Origin of the sequence: Mycobacterium sp. DL99, from assembly GCF_004762045.1 — a bacterium.
Taxonomy (GTDB): Bacteria; Actinomycetota; Actinomycetes; order Mycobacteriales; family Mycobacteriaceae; genus Mycobacterium.
The window spans coordinates 1,439,943-1,455,593 of record NZ_SJOM01000007.1; the positions used below are offsets into that span (position 1 = coordinate 1,439,943).

Sequence of the window (15,651 nt, forward strand, 5' to 3'; positions counted from 1 at the left end):
CCTTTGGTTGTCGGGGCGTCAGGCGTCGAAGTCGACGGTCACTGCTGCACTGATGGGGAAGGTCTGGCAGGCCAGGATGAAGTTGTCGGCCACCTCTGCGGGTTCGAGCGCGTAGTTACGCACCATGTCGACCTCACCGTCACAGACCTTGGCGCGGCACGTGCCGCACACTCCGCCTTTGCAGGCGAAGGGCAGGTCGCTGCGGGTCTCCTGTGCGGAGTCCAGGATGGTCTTGTCCCGCGCCATGGCGGTGGTGGCGGCCCGCCCGTCGAGCACGACGGTGACTTCGCTGGTGTCGCCGCCGATTACGCGGTCGCGGTGGCGCAACTGCGGGGGAGGGGCGTCGACGTAGAACAGCTCGAAGTGCACCCGCTCGGCGGGGACCCCTAGCTCGGTGAGCACCAGCCGCGCGTCGGACAGCATGCCGAAGGGGCCGCACAGCCAGACGTGATCGACCTCGCCGACGGGCACCAACGCGGTGAGCAACTCGCGCAGTCGTTCTGCGTCCAAGCGGCCGGAGAACAGCTCGACGTCACGGGCCTCGCGGGAGAGCACGTGGATCAGATCGAATTGATGATGATGGGCGTCTTTGAGGTCGGCGAGTTCGTCGGCGAACATCACCGAAGTGGTGGTGCGGTTGCCGTAGAGCAGCGTCATATGCGCCGACGGGTTGGTCAATACCGTCGCCGCGATCGACAGCATTGGGGTGATGCCGGATCCTGCGGCGATGCAGAGGTGGCGCCCCCCTTGCTGGGCATCGGCGCGAAAGCTCCCGGTGGGTCCCTGCACCTCGATGCGGTCGCCGACCTTGACATCGCGGACCAACCATGACGAGAACAGCCCGTCCGGGATCTCCCGTACACCGATGCGGGGCGCGCTGCCCGCTGGTGAGCAGATCGAATAGCTGCGGCGGTGCTCTACTCCGTCGACGATGCGTCGCAGTGTGAGCGCTTGGCCGGCATGGAATTCGAAGTTCTCGCGAAGACTGTCGGGTACCGCGAACGTTACGGCCACCGCATCGTCGGTCACGCGCGCGATGCGCGTCACCGTCAAGGGGTGAAACGCCGAACGTGTGGCGCGGTCCTCGGGGGTCAGTGTCCCGGTCACCTCAAATCTCCTTCACATGGTCGAACGGCTCCAGGCACGTCCGGCAGCGGTAGAGCGCTTTGCACGCCGTCGAACCGAACTCCGAGGTCACCTCGACCTCGGAGGAAGTGCACTGCGGACACCGCACGGCGCGGCGGGTGGGTGACAGTTGCAGGGCGACCGGGCCGTGGTGTCGTGGTGCGGGCCCGGGTGCTGAGATTCCTGCCTTGGTCAGCGCGGCCCGACCCGCCGGGGTGATCCAGTCGGTCGTCCATGCAGGCTGCAGCGAAACCCGGACACGAACATCGTCGAAACCGTGGTCGTGCAACCGATGTACGAGATCGTCACGCATGGTGGCCATGGCCGGGCACCCGGAGTAGGTGGGGGTAATCGACACGACGACTGTGGCGCCGTCGAGCTCGACCTCGCGCAGTACGCCCAGGTCGGCCAGGGTCAGCATCGGCAGTTCAGGATCGACGACGGTCGCCGCCACCGTGCGAGCACGATCGAGGTCGACCACGCGAGGCTCGATCATGGTGCTCACCAGGTTCCCTCGGGATGTGCGCGGGCGACGACCTGCATTTCGGCCAGCAGCCTGCTCAGCGCTTCGGTGTGCAGACCATGGCGGCCTGTGCGGCGTTGAACCCCGGCCAGGGGCCGGGCCGTCGGCCGCTCGAGACCGGCGGCCACCAGTACCTGCTCGATCACCACGTCGATCTCGTCGGCGACGGTGGCCGGGTCGACCCCGACTCCCGTGGCGGCGGCTTCGCTCTCCACCGGATGGGTGTCCCGCAGCTCTCCCCACAGCGGCCAGAGGCCGGTCACAGCGGCAACGAGCCGTCGGCGAGACTCGTCGGTGCCCTGCGCCAGCGTCACGAACCAGCGGCCCGCGAAATCTCGATGATAGGCAAGCTCTTTGACGCCCTTGGCCGCGACGGCGGCCAGCACCGCGTCGGTGCTGTGCGCGAGGCGTTCGAACAGCGCGAGCCGCCAAGTGGCGAACATCAGGATCCGGGTGATCGCCTCGGCGAAGTCACCGTTGGGAACTTCGGCTATGTGGACACTGCGGAACTGGTCCTGGTCGCGGAAGAACGCCAGCCGGTCCTCATCGGGTACCGGTGATCCTGAGGGCAGGGTGGGAACGACCGACGGGTCGGCAGCGGCGGCCCGGGCGAGCAGCAGCCGCGCCTGCCCCAACAGGTCGAGCGCGATGTTAGCCAGCGCGATGTCCTCTTCGAGGTCCGGAGCGTTGCTGCACCACTGCGAAAGCCGTTGTGACAGAACCAGTGCGTCATCGCCGAGCATCAGACAGTATTGCGCCAGGACGGTCGGGTTCACGCCGGCGGGGATGGTGGTGTCCACTCCAGCGAGCGGGTCTTCGAAGTCGGTGCCGAAAGCCCAGTGGGCGTCGTTGACGAGCAGGCCAGCGTAGGCATTCTCGTGCTCGTCGGTTTCGGGGGTATGTACGTCGGGCATATGTGTCTCCGCGCTCACATGTGGGGTACGTGGTCGGGGATGTCGTAGAAAGTGGGATGCCGGTACACCTTGTCGCCGCTGGGGGCAAACAACGGATCCTTCTCATCCGGGCTGGAGGCCACGATCAGGTCGGAGCGAACCGCCCAGATGCTGACACCTTCGTTGCGTCGGGTGTAGACATCACGGGCATGGCGCAGCGCCATCTCGTCGTCGGGGGCATGCAGGGAACCGACATGCACGTGGTTGAGACCTCGCTTACCACGGACGAAGATCTCATATAGCGGCCATTCACCGCTGATCTGGAAGGTCATCGGGTGAGCTCCTTCTGCTTGGACGCGAACGCGGTGGCTGCCTCACGCACCCACGCCCCCTCGTCACGGGCCTTTCTGCGGTGGGCGATGCGCTGAGCGTTGCAGGGACCGTCACCTTTGACCACGGCCCAGAACTCATCCCAATCGATCTCGCCGAAGTCGTGTGACTGCCGCTGCTCGTTCCACTTCAGGTCCGGGTCGGGCAACGTGACACCGAGTGCTTTGGCCTGGGGGATCGACATGTCGACAAACCGTTGGCGCAATTCGTCGTTGGTGTGGGTCTTGATACCCCATGCCATGGATTGCTCGGTGTTGGGAGAGGCGTCATCGGGCGGGCCGAACATCATCAGCGCCGGCCACCAGAACCGGTTGACCGACTCCTGCACCATGGCGCGCTGGGCGTCGGTGCCGCGCATCATCGTCATCAGCAGCTCGTACCCCTGCCGCTGGTGAAACGACTCCTCCTTGCAGATTCGGATCATCGCGCGGCCATAGGGGCCAAAAGACGTACGGCACAACGGAACCTGGTTGCAGATCGCAGCGCCGTCCACCAACCAGCCGATGGTGCCGACGTCGGCGTAGGACAGGGTGGGGTAGTTGAAGATCGACGAATATTTCTGTGCGCCGCTGATCAGCAGGTCGGTCAGTTCCTGCCGGGACGCACCCAACGTCTCCGCCGCTGAGTACAGGTACAGCCCGTGACCGGCTTCGTCCTGCACCTTGGCCAACAGGATCGCTTTGCGTCGCAGTGACGGTGCGCGACCGATCCAGTTGCCCTCGGGTTGCATGCCGATGATCTCTGAATGCGCGTGCTGCGCAACCTGTCTGATGAGCGTTTGGCGGTAGGCATCGGGCATCCAGTCGCGGGGTTCGATGCGTTCCTTGGCGGCGACGGTCGACTCGAACTGTGCGGCGAGTGTGGGATCTGCGACGGCCGAGGACATAGGCACCTCCGGTGCTTGGACGACTTCTCGCGGGCTATTTACTGACCGAACGGTCTGTACTATGTTGGCACACGCAGAGCGAGCCGCGCAATGGCCCGCGCGCATCAATCGGAAGGAAGCTCATCGTGAGCGCACTGCTGGAGAGCTATGTCGCGGGACAGTGGTTTCGCGCCCAGGACGAGGGAGAGCCGGTCGCAGACGCGGTGACCGGAGAGGAAGTCGCCCGGGTCTCGAGCCGCGGCCTGGACTACACCGCATTGGTGAACCATGCCCGCTCGGTCGGTGCACCGGCGATCCAGGCCCTGACCTTCCACGAGCGGGCGGGCCTGCTCAAGGCCCTGGCCAAGCATCTCGGCGGTTTCAAAGACGAGTTCTACGCCCTGTCCGCGCGCACCGGTGCCACCCGGCGCGATTCGATGGTCGACATCGACGGCGGTATCGGCACGGCGTTCTCCTACGCGAGCAAAGGCACGCGCGAGCTGCCCAATGACACCATCGTGCTCGACGGCCGGTTCGAGCCGCTGGGCAAACAGGGCACCTTTCTGGGCCAGCACATCTACACCTCCCGGCCCGGGGTCGCGGTGCAGATCAACGCCTTCAACTTTCCGGTCTGGGGCATGCTGGAGAAACTCGCGCCTGCCTTCCTTGCCGGACTGCCCAGCATCGTCAAGCCGGCCAGCCAGACCGCGTACCTGACCGAGGCCGTCGTGCGCAGGATCGTCGAGTCCGGCATCCTCCCCGAGGGCAGCATCCAGCTGGTGTGCGGCAGTGCCGGCACGCTGCTCGACGAGCTGACCGAACAGGACTGCGTTGCGTTCACCGGTTCCGCCCACACCGCGGCGATCCTGCGCAACCACCCGTCGGTGCTGCACGGCGGTGTCCAGTTGGGGGTGGAGGCAGACTCTCTCAACAGCTCGATCCTGGGCCCCGACGTCACGACCACCGATCCTGAATTTGACCTGTTCGTCAAGGGCGTGGTGACCGAGATGACGGTGAAGGCCGGCCAGAAATGCACGGCAATCCGCCGGGTACTCGTCCCGGAGGCCATCGCCGATGAGGTCGTGGATGCGATCAGCGCGAAACTTGCCAAGGTTACTGTCGGCAACCCCGCCGACGACACCGTACGGATGGGAGCGCTGGCCAGCCTCGCCCAGCGTGACGAGGTACGTAAAGCCGTGGAGGCACTGGGGAATTCGGCCGACATCGTGTTCGGCGACCCAAATCGGGTCGATGTCGTCGGCGCCGACGCCGAGAAGGGCGCGTTTCTGTCCCCGGTGTTGCTGCGTGCCCGTCCGGGTGCAGTGGAACCGCACGATATCGAGCCGTTCGGTCCGGTGGCCACCGTACTGAGCTACGGCAGCATCGCCGAGGCGGTCGAGCTTGCCGCGCGGGGCCGGGGCAGCCTGGTCGCCTCCTTGGTGAGCCACGACCCCCAGGTGGTCCGGAACGTGGCGCTCGGGGTGGCGCCGTGGCACGGCCGGCTGCTGGTTCTCGATCGCGACGACGCAGGCGAATCCACCGGCCACGGCAGCCCGCTGCCGGTGCTGGTGCATGGTGGGCCCGGACGCGCAGGCGGCGGCGAGGAACTCGGCGGCATCCGCGCGGTCCTGCACCATATGCAGCGCACCGCGATTCAAGGATCACCGGACATGCTGACGGCCATCACCGGCCAGTGGTTCACGGGATCGCAGCGCCGCGGTGGCGAGGTGCATCCGTTCCGCAAGAGTCTTGCCGAGTTGCAGATCGGCGACAGCATCGAATCGGATTCCCGGCAGGTGACGCTGGCCGATATCGATCACTTCGCCGAGTTCACCGGTGACACGTTCTACGCGCACACCGATCCGGAGGCAGCAGCGGCCAATGCGTTGTTCGGCGGCATCGTCGCTCACGGTTACCTCGTGGTGTCGTTGGCTGCCGGACTTTTCGTTGAGCCCAACCCGGGTCCGGTGTTGGCGAACTTCGGAGTCGATAATCTACGTTTCCTGACGCCGGTGAAGGCCGAGGACACCATTCGGGTGACGTTGACTGTCAAGCAGATCACGCCTCGTTCGAGTGCCGACTACGGCGAGGTGCGCTGGGACGCGGTGGTGGTCAACCAGGAGGGCGCTGCGGTGGCCACCTATGACGTCCTGACACTGGTTGCAAAGATCTGGCCACAGGAAGGACAGAACTGATGTACCGCTTGACGATTCAGTATCAGACGCCTGCTGATCCGGAGACGTTCGACACACGCTATTTCGAGCAGCATGTGCCGCTGTGCCGGCCGCTGCCCGGGTTGCGGGCCGCGTCGTTCTCGAAACCGCGGAAGCTCGGTGACGGTACGGCGCCCTACCTGGTGGCCGAGTTCGATTTTGACGATGCCGCCGCCCTCAAATCGGCGCTGCGGTCACCGGAGATGGCCGTCGTGGCCAAGGACGCCGAGACGCTTCCCGCCGAGCGGGTGATGTTCACCGCCGAAATCATCGGCGGGTGACTCGCCGGCGCGCTGCGGCCCCTCGTCGCGGAGGGCCCGCGGCGCGCAGCGTGGGAGCATGGTGGCTATGACCGACCGCTCCAACCAGGGCACGCGCCTGCCGTCGGGCGAGCTGCGTCCGATCTACAATCTGGATCTGCTGCTGGACGTCGCGGTGCGGGTGTTTACCGAACGCGGATACGACGGCACCAGTTTTCAGCATCTGTCTCTGGCCTCGGGACTGTCGAAGTCCTCGATTTACCATCACATCGAAGGCAAGGAACAACTGCTGCGCCTGGGCCTGCAGAAGGCGCTGGAACCCCTCATGGCGAGCATGAGCGAGCCGGCGGCGACCACCGGCTCGGCGGTGGACCGGTTGACGTATCTGATCCGCAGCAACCTTCAGATCATGGCGGATCGGTTGCCCTACGTCACTTTGCTGCTCAACGTCCACGGCAATACCGAGACCGAGAGGTGGGCGCTGGAACAGCGTCGTGCCTATGACAATTTCGTCGCCGCGGTGGTGCAGGAAGCGATCGACGAGGGCGACGTCCGTTCTGACCTCGACGCGCGCACCACGGCACGGTTGATCTTCGGCATGACCAACTCGGTGCGGGAGTGGTACCGGCCAGACCGCAATACCACTCCCGACCAACTTGCCGTACAAGTCAGCTCGATGCTGATGGACGGCATCCGCGCGCGCTGAGTATCAGCGGACCGGACGCTGATCCACAATGCGGCGCATCTTGCCCGCGGACCGCTCTACGGAGTCCGGCGCCACGACCTCGACGTGGACGGAGACACCGATCTTGTTCTTGACTAACCGCTTCAACGCAGCGGAGGCGTCGCTGGCGTCCGCCGAGGTGCACAGTGATCGTTGTTCCACCCGCACGGTGAGCTCATCGAGTTTGTCGCGGCGGGACAGCACGCACTGAAAGTGCGGGGACAGAGCAGGCACCTGCAGGATGAGTTCCTCGATCTGGGTGGGGAACAGGTTGACACCGCGGAGAATGATCATGTCGTCGGTGCGGCCGGTGATCTTCTCGATTCGGCGCATCGACCGGGCGGTCGGGGGAAGCAACCGGGTCAGATCCCGGGTGCGGTACCGGATGATCGGCATCGCCTGCTTGGTCAGCGAGGTGAAGACCAGCTCGCCTTCCTGGCCGTCGGGCACCGGCTGAAGCGTTTCGGGATCGACGATCTCGGGGTAGAAGTGGTCCTCCCACACGGTGAGACCGTCTTTGGTCTCGACGCACTCGCTGGCCACGCCGGGGCCGATGACCTCCGACAGGCCGTAGATGTCGACGGCGTGCATGTCGAGGCGCTGTTCCATCTCTGCGCGCATGTCGTTGGTCCACGGTTCGGCCCCGAAGATGCCGACTTTCAACGATGTTGAGCGGGGGTCGATGCCTTGCCGTTCCATCTCGTCGATGAGCGAGAGCATGTAGGACGGCGTGACCATGATGATGTCGGGCTGGAAATCGCGGATCAGCTGAACCTGTCGCTCAGTCATGCCTCCGGATACCGGAACCACTGTGCAACCGAGCTTTTCGGCGCCGGCGTGCGCGCCTAGTCCGCCGGTGAACAGGCCGTAACCGTAAGCGTTGTGCAGGATGTGCCCGCGTCGGCCGCCCGCGGCTCGGATACTGCGGGCCACGACCGTTGACCAGGTGTGCAGATCCTGAGCGGTATAACCGACCACAGTCGGACGCCCGGTGGTCCCTGACGATGCATGCACGCGCACCACGTCCTCGCGGGGAACGGCGAACATGCCGAACGGATAGTTCTCTCGTAGATCGCTTTTCGTGGTGAAAGGCAGCTTGGCGAGGTCCTCGAGCGACTTGACGTCGTCGGGGTGGACCCCCGCGGCATCGAACGAGGCGCGGTAATGCGCAACGTTGTCGTAGGCGTGCCGGGTCGAGCACTGCAGTCGATCCAACTGCAGCTCCCGCAACTCGTCGGCAGATACCGTTTCAACTTGGTCCAGATCGCCCGGGCGTGGGCTCATGTCCAGCATGGAATTCTCACTTCGCTAGTGGTGCAGGTCTATACAGTCGCCAATCGGCGGCGGCGGAACTTGGACTGTGCCGCACCAAACTTGACCGACCGAACATTCGGTGAGTACGGTGACGGTAGTCACATGGATGGGCGGTCGAATGGAAGCGAATATGGCTGTCGCACCTCGGAATTTCGACGACTGGCGCGAACGCATCTGCCGCACCTTCGTGCCCCTGCGCGCCCACTGCGCCGACAACGGGCATGGCTTCTCCGGCGACGTGGAGTCGACAAATCTGGGTGCGGTGATTCTCGCGGAGGTGGCCGCCTCGTGTGCAGTGGTCGAACGTACGGCGCGGCTGATCCGGCAGGACGATCCGGAGCTGTACAAGTTCGGGCTGCTGGTCAGCGGGGAGTGCGTCATCGAACAGCGCGGGCGCCAAGCGCATTTGCGGGCCGGAGACTTCGCGATATATGACACCTCGCGCCCCTACCGAATCGCCTTCGGCGACAACTTTCGCATGACGATCGCGATGTTCCCACGATCCCTGGTACGCCTGCCTGCAGCTCAAATGGCTGATCTGACCGCGTTGCGCCTCGCCGGTGACACCGGGCTGGGTTCGCTGATCGCGCCCTTGATGCGGGGCCTGAGCGCAGGCGTCAGCGACGGCCGGCCGGTCATCGCTCACCACCTCGGCGACGCTGTGGTGGATCTGGTGACGGCAGCCTTCGCCCAGCAGTTGCAAGCCCCGCTGGATCCGGCGACCTCCACCGCGCAGCGCAAACTCCTGGCGCAAGCCACCACCTACATCGACGATCACCTGCATGATCCCGACCTGGGCAGCAAGACCATCGCCGAGGCCCACTTCGTCTCGGTGCGGCTGGTGCAGAAGGCTTTTGAGGCCGATGGAACCTCGGTGTCGGGCCTGATCCGGTCCCGACGGCTGGAACGGTGCCGGCGCGATCTGGTGGACCCGGGGTGCCGGCACCTGTCGATCGCCTATGTCGGCCACCGGTGGGGTTTCCCAGACCCGGCCTATTTCTCGCGGGTGTTCCGTAACGCCTACGGCCTGAGTCCGCGCGAGTTTCGCAAGGTTCATGCGGCGGGGTGACCGTTCGGCTCGCGTGACTGCAACGATGAACGGTATGACTGCTGAATCGGACCGCGCCGCCGCGCCACGTCCGCGGCGCCCGCGCGGCCGACCGGGCCACACCCGTGACGACGTGCTGCGGCAGGCCATCGGGTTGTTCAACCGCCGGGGGTATGACGCCGCTTCGATCAGCGACTTGGCGCGGGAGCTAGGAGTCACCAAATCGGCCGTCTTCTATCATTTCGACAGCAAAGAGTCGATGTTGGCGGCTGCCCTCGACGAAGCCCTCGATGCGCTGTCCGATGCGGTGGCAGACGGTGAGCAGGCTGTCGGCGGCAGCGACGCATACGACCGGTTGCGTTCCACTGTGCAGGCGTCGGTGACCATCTTGGTGCAGCACCTCCCGGCGGTGACGCTGCTGCTGCGGGTGCGAGGGAACAGCCCGCTGGAGCAGCAGGCACTGCAGCGGCGCCGTGACCTCGACGACCGGATCGCGGTGCTCGTGCAGAACGCGGTGCAGGAGGGACGGCTTCGGGGGGATATCGCTCCCGACGTCATCAGCAGACTGATTTTCGGCATGGTCAACTCCCTCACCGAGTGGTACCAGCCCGGTGGCGCTGTCGACGAGAGCGCGCTGGCAGCGTCGGTCACCAGTGTGTTGTTCGACGGATTGGGCAGCGATCACGGCTGATGACGGCGGTGAGCACGACATCCGTTTGGCGGTAATCGCTTTCATCGGAATAGTTGAGTTTGTCCGGGCCCGTCGGTCGACCTCGCCCGGTCGCAGCGGGCCGCGACCGGGCGAAGAACCTTACTGCAGCGGAGTCGTGGTGGGGACTGTGGTCGGGACTGCGGCCGTGTCGCCGTGCCTGAGGTCGTAACGCTCCATGTCGTCACGCAGGTTGGCGTACACAGTGGGTCGGCGGGCCTTCAACCAGAACGCCGTCGCCACGCCGCTGACCAGGCAGAGCGCCAAAAGCCATGGCAGCCGCCCGATCACGGGGTCTTCTGAACCCGCCAACACCGAGAAGTTCACGATCGCCAAAGTGACAACGGTCGCCAGCCCGAGCGAGCCGGCGGCGGGGGCGAGGATCGCGCGCACCACCCGCGGGTCCCGGGTGCGGGTGAAGTACACCGTGATCGCCGCCGCAGCAAGAGCCTGCAGCGTGAGAATCGCCAGGGTGCCGAAACCGGTCATCGAGGGCGTCAGTGACGTCATCGGATCCAGGCCCAGCGCAAAATAGATCGCCGCGACCGCCAGGCCGAAGCTGAGCTGGGCAAGGCTCGCGTTCTGCGGGCACCCGTTGGAGTTTCGGGTGCGGGCCAGCACACTCGGCAGGATGCCGACGCGGGCGTGGGCGTAGATGTAGCGGGTGGCCGAATTGTGCAGGGCCAGAATCGCTGCGAAAAGCGAGACCAACAACAGCACCATCATGGTGTTGGTCAGGAAGGTGCCGAGGTACTGCTCAGAGAGCATGAAGACGAGATCTCCGGTGGGCAGGTGCTCGATCGCCGCGCTTTGCGCCTGCGCGACACCCAATGCGCTCACGATTGCCCAGGTGGTGACTGCGGCGAAGACGCCGATGAAGGTGATGGCGATGTAGGTGGCGCGCGGAATGGTCCGACGCGGGTCCTTGGCTTCCTCGGCGAACAGACCGGTCGCCTCGAAGCCGACGAAGGCGTTGGCGGCGAACAGCAAAGCGATTCCGACCGAGCCCGTGGTGACGGTCTGGGGAGCGAACGCTTCCATGGAGTATCCGGTGGCGGCGAGGATTCGGAGATCGAGCAGGATCAAGATCGATACCTCAAGAACCAGACACACACCGAGGAGGCGTGCACTGAACCCGATCCCTCGCCGCGTGAAGACGAAGATGAGAACGACCACGATCATGCTCCAGACGAACCAGGGCAGAGACAGGCCGGTGAGCGTCTCGATGATGGTCGATGCGAAGAACCCGCCGACGCCCAACGCTCCTGCGACGAAGCAGTTGTAGCCGAGCATCGCGGTGAAGCCGGCCGCCACTCCCATGGGGCGTCCCAGTCCTTTCACGACGACGGCGTAGAACCCGCCGGCGCTGACCAGTTTCTTCGACATTTGGGCGTAGCCGACAGCGAACAGCAACAGGATGACGGTGGTGACGATGAATGCTGCGGGCATTCCGCCACCGTTGCCGAGGGCGATGCCCAGTGTGGCGATGACGACAATGCCGGTCAGGGGCGCGACGGCGGCAAGGACCAGGAAGACCACACCACCCACTCCGAGGGTATTGGTCGCTAGATCGGACGTCGCCGCCGGCGCGGCGTTGAAGGGTCGTTTCATCACAGCTCTTTCTGGGTGAAGGTGCACGAAAAGGGCAGTGCAGAGAAGAATTTCCCGGTGCGGAAAATACGGACCGTCCAGACACGCAGGTGATTCGGTGAGCGAGGCTCGGTCCCGCCGGACAGCGGAAGCGGCGAAGGCTGATTGTGCGGGGTTGTCGGCCGGCTTGTTGCGGGCCGTGGGCAGCGCGGGCTCGTGACGCCGGTGCGCGCCGAGCCGTCTCGTGTGCACGAAGTTGGGAGGGCGCACGGTGGAGTGTGCGCCGTTCGAGCTGCACGGGAGGAAATGGTGGGCAGGATTTCGGCGGCGTTGCGCGGTTTAGGGTGGGCTTCGGTCCAGCAGTGTGCTCCGCCACGGACGTATCGTGGGTGATCGCCGTGATTCGGCTGATCGCCTTGTCCGGCAACAGCATTGGACTGGCGAGCTGGCTGCGGTGATCATGAGGTGGTCACCGGCGGACTTGGGCGAGGGACTTGGCGAACGCATTGACAGCGAAGTCGGCGTGGTCGGTGTCGAAGGCCAGCGGCGGTCGGATCTTGAGGACTTCGTCTCGGCGCCCGACCCGCCCGATCAGGACACCGTTGGCGCGCATGGCCTCGACGACGGCGCGCGCGGTGGGGCCGTCGGATTCACCGGAGTGGGGATCGACGAACTGCATGCCGAGGAACATGCCGGCCCCGCGGACACCGACGAGTCTGTCGTCGCCGTCGACCAGATCCTGCATACCGGCGGCGAACATTGCTGATGCCTGTTGCGCGCGCAGCATCAGCTTTTCGGTTTCCATGACATGGAGCACTGCCAGTCCGGCGGCGCCCGCGGCGGGGGAGGTGGCGAAGGTGTTGAAGTAGAGGTTGGCCTCGGAGAAGGACTCGATGAGATCGGCGGGAGCAATGACGGCGCCGAGGGGGAATCCGTTGCCCATTGGTTTGCCGAGCACGGCGAGATCGGGAACAAAGCCGGTGGCTTCGAAACCCCACATGTAGTCGGCTGTGCGGCCGAGTCCGCTTTGCACTTCGTCGGCGATCACCAGGCCGCCGGCTTGGCGGACACGCGCGCACAGGCCGTCGAGGTATCCGGGGGGCAGTTGTGGCAATCCCTCGGTGGAGAACAGCGGATCGAACAGCACCGCGGCCACGCCGTGGCCGGTCCGCTGCAGCTCGGCGATGGCGTGGTCGATCTGGAGCAGTGCGTCCTCGACAGAGAAGGACGGGTCCAGGTTGTCGGGGGCAGTGAAGGTGCGTATGTGGGCGCCGAGCGGCTCGGAGGTGGGCAGGCCGGTGGTGAGGGAGACCAGCGCTTGGGTGTTGCCGTGGTAGCTGTGGTCGCTGACCAAGACGCCGGTGCTGCGGGTGTGGAACCGTGCCAGCCGCAGCGCGAGGTCGTTGGCCTCGGAGCCGCTGTTGGTGAAGAACATCATGTCCAGCGGGGCGGGGAAAAGCGACAGCAACCGCTCTGCGTATTCGATGGGGGTGTCGGTCAGGTAGCGACTGTGCACGTTGACTGTGGACATCTGTTGGCTGATCGCCTCGATGATCGCGGGGTGGCAGTGGCCGACGTGCGGAACGTTGTTGTACGCGTCGAGGTAGGTCCGGCCGTCGGACCCGGTGACCTCGACGCCGCGCGCTGCCACGATCTGGAGGGGTTCGCGGTAAAACAGGGGGGTGTGGCGTCCCAGAACCGTTTGGCGGCGCAGCAGAAGATCCGAGGCTTCCGATGGCGGTCGTGTCTCGAGAGTGGGGTGCAGTGCTGTCATGGCGAACCTTTGGTGGTAGTCGTGGCGCCCGTAGGTTGGGCGGTGGCGGCGGTGGTGCCCTTAGCGGGCGGTGGCGACCGCGAGGTAGTGGGCAGCGTTCTCCGTGACCTGGGGGACGAGGTGCTCGGCGATGAACTCGGCGGTGGGGTCACCGCGCCGGGCCGCAGCCCATCCGAGGTAGGTCAACCCTCGCGCCAGCAGCATCGCGGTGAGCAGCTCGTCCTCGATTTGCCCGCGAGCATGGGCGTACCCATCGAGGAGTGCATCCTTGAGCTGGCCGTAGCCAGGGTGGGGCTGGAACCAGAACAGCATGGTCGCCAGTTCAAACGGGTGCCAGCCGGCGCCGCAGTCGTCGAAGTCGATCAGCACCAAGTCCTCGCCGGCGAGCAGGACGTTCTCCGGGGTGAAGTCAGCGTGGATGAGCGAGAAGTTCTCTGGGCTGGTGCCGACGCGGGCGAGGTGATGCTGCATCTTGGCGACGGCATCGTTCAAAAGCGGCCGCGCCGAGGCGATTTCGGGCAGCGCGAATGGGTCGCCCCAGACCGCGTGCGGACCCACCAAGCCGTCGAAGTCCCAACGGGGCCGGAGTCGGCTCAGGTCGGTGCCGTGTGCGCTCAGATGGTTGTGGAGCCGGCCCGCCAGTTCGCCGACGCGGCGGAAGTGGTCCGGCGTGACTTTTGATGTGCCGTCGAAGGCGCTTTCGATGTCACCGAGGGGTGCGGCGTCGGGGATCCAAGTCAAGACGCTGACTGTCCTGGTGGTGCCGTTGTGGGTCGTCGAGGTGTGGAGGTCGCCGTCGGCGGCCTTGATTACGCCGGGCACCGTGAAGCCGTGGACGGCGAGTTGGTTGAGCAGTTCGAGTTCGGCGTTGATCGCCGCTGTGCTGTTGTACTGCGCACGATGGAGGCGAACGGCGAATTCGCCTCGCCGGTGCACAAGTCGGAAAACGTGGTTCTCCCGGTATTTCACCAGCGTGAGGTCGCCCTCTTGGAGTCCGAAGGCGGGTAGTGCCTCGCGCACGGCGGTGGTTGCGGAACTGGCTGCGTCAGCGGACATGGTGACTGTCTTTCCACGAGAAGTCGACCCGGTGTCGGGGAGCGGGTGATGGCGCTCACGTTCGGCGCCGTATGATCAGCATCACTGATCGGACCGTGCATAGTCAAGACGGAATGAACATTTATTGAACGAAACCGTCAGATTTAATGTGCCGACAACAGGTCGTTACCTTGACGACGTCAGTCCCGCGGCCACGGCGGCGATGGCGCGGCACACGTCGTCGCGGGATTGAGTGCCCCGGGCGACCGTGTTCAGGGCCGCAGTCAGGGCGCCGGTGAGCAGCATGGCGATGCTTTCCGGCGCCACGGCCGATCGGGATCGCGGCCGTCGGGATACGGTGGCGGCGTAATCCTCGGCGATGTGTTGGGCGATGACGCTGGAGGCGTGCCCGCGCACCGGGGGCAGAGCCTGGTCAAGTGACGGGTCGTCGATGGCGTAAAACCGGCCCAGCATCGGGCGTTCGGCGACATCGACGACAGCCTCGCTCATGGCCACCAGTCGGCTGGAGAAGTCTCCACCGTCGGCACCGGAGTAGATTTCGGTCGCCTTGTCGATGAGCTCGTTGTTGATCTCTTCGTAGAGTTCGCAGAACAGCTGTTCGCGTCCCTGGGGGAAATAGGTGTAGAGGGTGCCTTTGGCGGCGCCGGCGCGCTCGGCGATCTTCTCCACGGTCGCCGAGCCGAAACCGACCTCGGCGAAGACCTCCAGGGCGGCGTCGAGCAACTCGCGCCGGGTCCGTAGGCGATTGCGTTCGCGCAACGACAGTTTGGGTTCGTCGTGTTGCGTTTGCACTGTCACCAGTCATCCTCCTCGTGCGGTGATGACGCCTGCCTCACCCGGCACCTCGCCGGCCAGTCGATCTACCACCTGACACGGGTAGCAGGCGGCGTCGGCGCCCGGTCGCAGCTGTCGCTCCTTCGATGCTATACATCCGCCCGCGGGCGGGGCCGGCTACCGTATCGCTTCGGCGCGCTCGTACACCCTGCGCCCGGCGAAGTGTGCGTACTCAACTGCGGTGTGGTGAATGTCGTGAGGGTCGACGCTGTACAGATCCTGGTCGATGATGACGAAGCCGGCGGCCTTGCCCGGGGTCACCGTTCCGGTCTGGGACGCCACCCCCATCGCTGCAGCCGACTGGGAGGTGCACGCGTGCGGCAGCACCGGGTG

The 15,651-nt window shown here is 65.4% G+C and carries 16 protein-coding genes; 5 read left to right on the plus strand and 11 right to left on the minus strand.

The genetic code is table 11. From position 1 onward, the window contains the following. Positions 1–18: 18 nt before the first annotated feature. From paaE to paaA, 5 genes are read right to left on the minus strand one after another with little or no spacing between them, the layout of a single operon-like run. A complete protein-coding gene (gene paaE / locus EYZ64_RS07195; RefSeq protein ID WP_210115480.1) occupies positions 19–1,107 on the minus strand; it encodes a 1,2-phenylacetyl-CoA epoxidase subunit PaaE in 1,089 nt (362 codons plus the stop codon). A 1-nt stretch (position 1,108) separates the two neighbouring features. Next, positions 1,109–1,621 carry a 1,2-phenylacetyl-CoA epoxidase subunit PaaD gene (gene paaD, locus EYZ64_RS07200; RefSeq protein ID WP_135452846.1) on the minus strand — a complete coding sequence of 171 codons (513 nt, stop codon included), beginning with the start codon at positions 1,619–1,621 and terminating at the stop codon, positions 1,109–1,111. A 5-nt stretch (positions 1,622–1,626) separates the two neighbouring features. After that, positions 1,627–2,562 (minus strand): 1,2-phenylacetyl-CoA epoxidase subunit PaaC, encoded by a 936-nt coding sequence (paaC, locus tag EYZ64_RS07205; RefSeq protein ID WP_135452847.1) that lies wholly within the window; start codon positions 2,560–2,562, stop codon positions 1,627–1,629. A gap of 14 nt (positions 2,563–2,576) precedes the next feature. Further along, on the minus strand, positions 2,577–2,873 hold the full coding sequence (gene paaB / locus EYZ64_RS07210; protein WP_135452848.1) for a 1,2-phenylacetyl-CoA epoxidase subunit PaaB: 297 nt from the start codon (positions 2,871–2,873) through the stop codon (positions 2,577–2,579). Then, positions 2,870–3,817, minus strand: coding sequence for a 1,2-phenylacetyl-CoA epoxidase subunit PaaA (paaA, locus tag EYZ64_RS07215; protein WP_135452849.1), 948 nt, complete (start codon positions 3,815–3,817; stop codon positions 2,870–2,872). Before paaA ends, paaB begins: the two co-directional genes overlap by 4 nt. 125 nt (positions 3,818–3,942) lie before the next feature. On the opposite strand from paaA, the gene paaZ reads away from it, so the two are divergent. The 3 genes from paaZ (at position 3,943) to EYZ64_RS07230 (ending at position 6,975) form a co-directional block, all read left to right on the plus strand. Then, on the plus strand, positions 3,943–5,991 hold the full coding sequence (gene paaZ / locus EYZ64_RS07220; protein WP_135452850.1) for a phenylacetic acid degradation bifunctional protein PaaZ: 2,049 nt from the start codon (positions 3,943–3,945) through the stop codon (positions 5,989–5,991). Further along, on the plus strand, positions 5,991–6,290 hold the full coding sequence (locus EYZ64_RS07225; protein WP_135452851.1) for an EthD family reductase: 300 nt from the start codon (positions 5,991–5,993) through the stop codon (positions 6,288–6,290). The genes paaZ and EYZ64_RS07225 overlap by 1 nt, the downstream gene beginning before the upstream one ends. Positions 6,291–6,357: 67 nt before the next feature. Beyond that, a complete protein-coding gene (locus tag EYZ64_RS07230; protein WP_135452852.1) occupies positions 6,358–6,975 on the plus strand; it encodes a TetR/AcrR family transcriptional regulator in 618 nt (205 codons plus the stop codon). 3 nt (positions 6,976–6,978) lie between these two features. Here the strand turns inward: EYZ64_RS07230 and paaK are convergent, their stop codons facing one another. Beyond that, positions 6,979–8,277, minus strand: a complete 1,299-nt coding sequence (gene paaK, locus EYZ64_RS07235; RefSeq protein ID WP_353653670.1) for a phenylacetate--CoA ligase PaaK — start codon at positions 8,275–8,277, stop codon at positions 6,979–6,981. Between the two features lie 160 nt (positions 8,278–8,437). Between paaK and EYZ64_RS07240 the strand changes: the two genes are divergently transcribed. Together EYZ64_RS07240 and EYZ64_RS07245 are read left to right on the plus strand one after the other, a co-directional pair. Continuing rightward, positions 8,438–9,376 (plus strand): AraC-like ligand-binding domain-containing protein, encoded by a 939-nt coding sequence (locus EYZ64_RS07240; protein ID WP_167857739.1) that lies wholly within the window; start codon positions 8,438–8,440, stop codon positions 9,374–9,376. A 34-nt stretch (positions 9,377–9,410) separates the two neighbouring features. After that, positions 9,411–10,046, plus strand: a complete 636-nt coding sequence (locus tag EYZ64_RS07245) for a TetR/AcrR family transcriptional regulator (RefSeq protein WP_210115482.1) — start codon at positions 9,411–9,413, stop codon at positions 10,044–10,046. A 120-nt stretch (positions 10,047–10,166) separates the two neighbouring features. Here the strand turns inward: EYZ64_RS07245 and EYZ64_RS07250 are convergent, their stop codons facing one another. From EYZ64_RS07250 to EYZ64_RS07270, 5 genes are all read right to left on the minus strand, one after another. Next, entirely contained in the window at positions 10,167–11,675 is a 1,509-nt protein-coding gene (locus EYZ64_RS07250; RefSeq protein ID WP_135452855.1) for an APC family permease, read from the minus strand. A gap of 448 nt (positions 11,676–12,123) precedes the next feature. Further along, positions 12,124–13,428, minus strand: a complete 1,305-nt coding sequence (locus tag EYZ64_RS07255) for an aspartate aminotransferase family protein (RefSeq protein WP_135452856.1) — start codon at positions 13,426–13,428, stop codon at positions 12,124–12,126. Positions 13,429–13,488: 60 nt separating this feature from the next. Continuing rightward, a complete protein-coding gene (locus EYZ64_RS07260) occupies positions 13,489–14,484 on the minus strand; it encodes a phosphotransferase enzyme family protein (RefSeq protein ID WP_135452857.1) in 996 nt (331 codons plus the stop codon). Positions 14,485–14,649: 165 nt separating this feature from the next. After that, positions 14,650–15,282, minus strand: a complete 633-nt coding sequence (locus tag EYZ64_RS07265; RefSeq protein ID WP_167857740.1) for a TetR/AcrR family transcriptional regulator — start codon at positions 15,280–15,282, stop codon at positions 14,650–14,652. Between the two features lie 153 nt (positions 15,283–15,435). Continuing rightward, positions 15,436–15,645, minus strand: a complete 210-nt coding sequence (locus tag EYZ64_RS07270; protein WP_286174674.1) for an amidohydrolase family protein — start codon at positions 15,643–15,645, stop codon at positions 15,436–15,438. Between the last annotated feature and the right edge of the window lie 6 nt (positions 15,646–15,651).

Bases quoted from the DNA above. Each gene is read 5' to 3' on its own strand.
- paaK (WP_353653670.1), bottom strand. From the start codon at position 8,277: ATGAGCCCACGCCCGGGCGATCTGGACCAAGTTGAAACGGTATCTGCC.
- paaC (WP_135452847.1), bottom strand. From the start codon at position 2,562: ATGCCCGACGTACATACCCCCGAAACCGACGAGCACGAGAATGCCTAC.
- EYZ64_RS07250 (WP_135452855.1), bottom strand. From the start codon at position 11,675: ATGAAACGACCCTTCAACGCCGCGCCGGCGGCGACGTCCGATCTAGCG.
- paaB (WP_135452848.1), bottom strand. From the start codon at position 2,873: ATGACCTTCCAGATCAGCGGTGAATGGCCGCTATATGAGATCTTCGTC.
- EYZ64_RS07255 (WP_135452856.1), bottom strand. From the start codon at position 13,428: ATGACAGCACTGCACCCCACTCTCGAGACACGACCGCCATCGGAAGCC.
- EYZ64_RS07225 (WP_135452851.1), top strand. From the start codon at position 5,991: ATGTACCGCTTGACGATTCAGTATCAGACGCCTGCTGATCCGGAGACG.
- EYZ64_RS07240 (WP_167857739.1), top strand. From the start codon at position 8,438: ATGGCTGTCGCACCTCGGAATTTCGACGACTGGCGCGAACGCATCTGC.
- paaD (WP_135452846.1), bottom strand. From the start codon at position 1,621: ATGATCGAGCCTCGCGTGGTCGACCTCGATCGTGCTCGCACGGTGGCG.
- EYZ64_RS07230 (WP_135452852.1), top strand. From the start codon at position 6,358: ATGACCGACCGCTCCAACCAGGGCACGCGCCTGCCGTCGGGCGAGCTG.
- paaA (WP_135452849.1), bottom strand. From the start codon at position 3,817: ATGTCCTCGGCCGTCGCAGATCCCACACTCGCCGCACAGTTCGAGTCG.
- EYZ64_RS07260 (WP_135452857.1), bottom strand. From the start codon at position 14,484: ATGTCCGCTGACGCAGCCAGTTCCGCAACCACCGCCGTGCGCGAGGCA.
- EYZ64_RS07245 (WP_210115482.1), top strand. From the start codon at position 9,411: ATGACTGCTGAATCGGACCGCGCCGCCGCGCCACGTCCGCGGCGCCCG.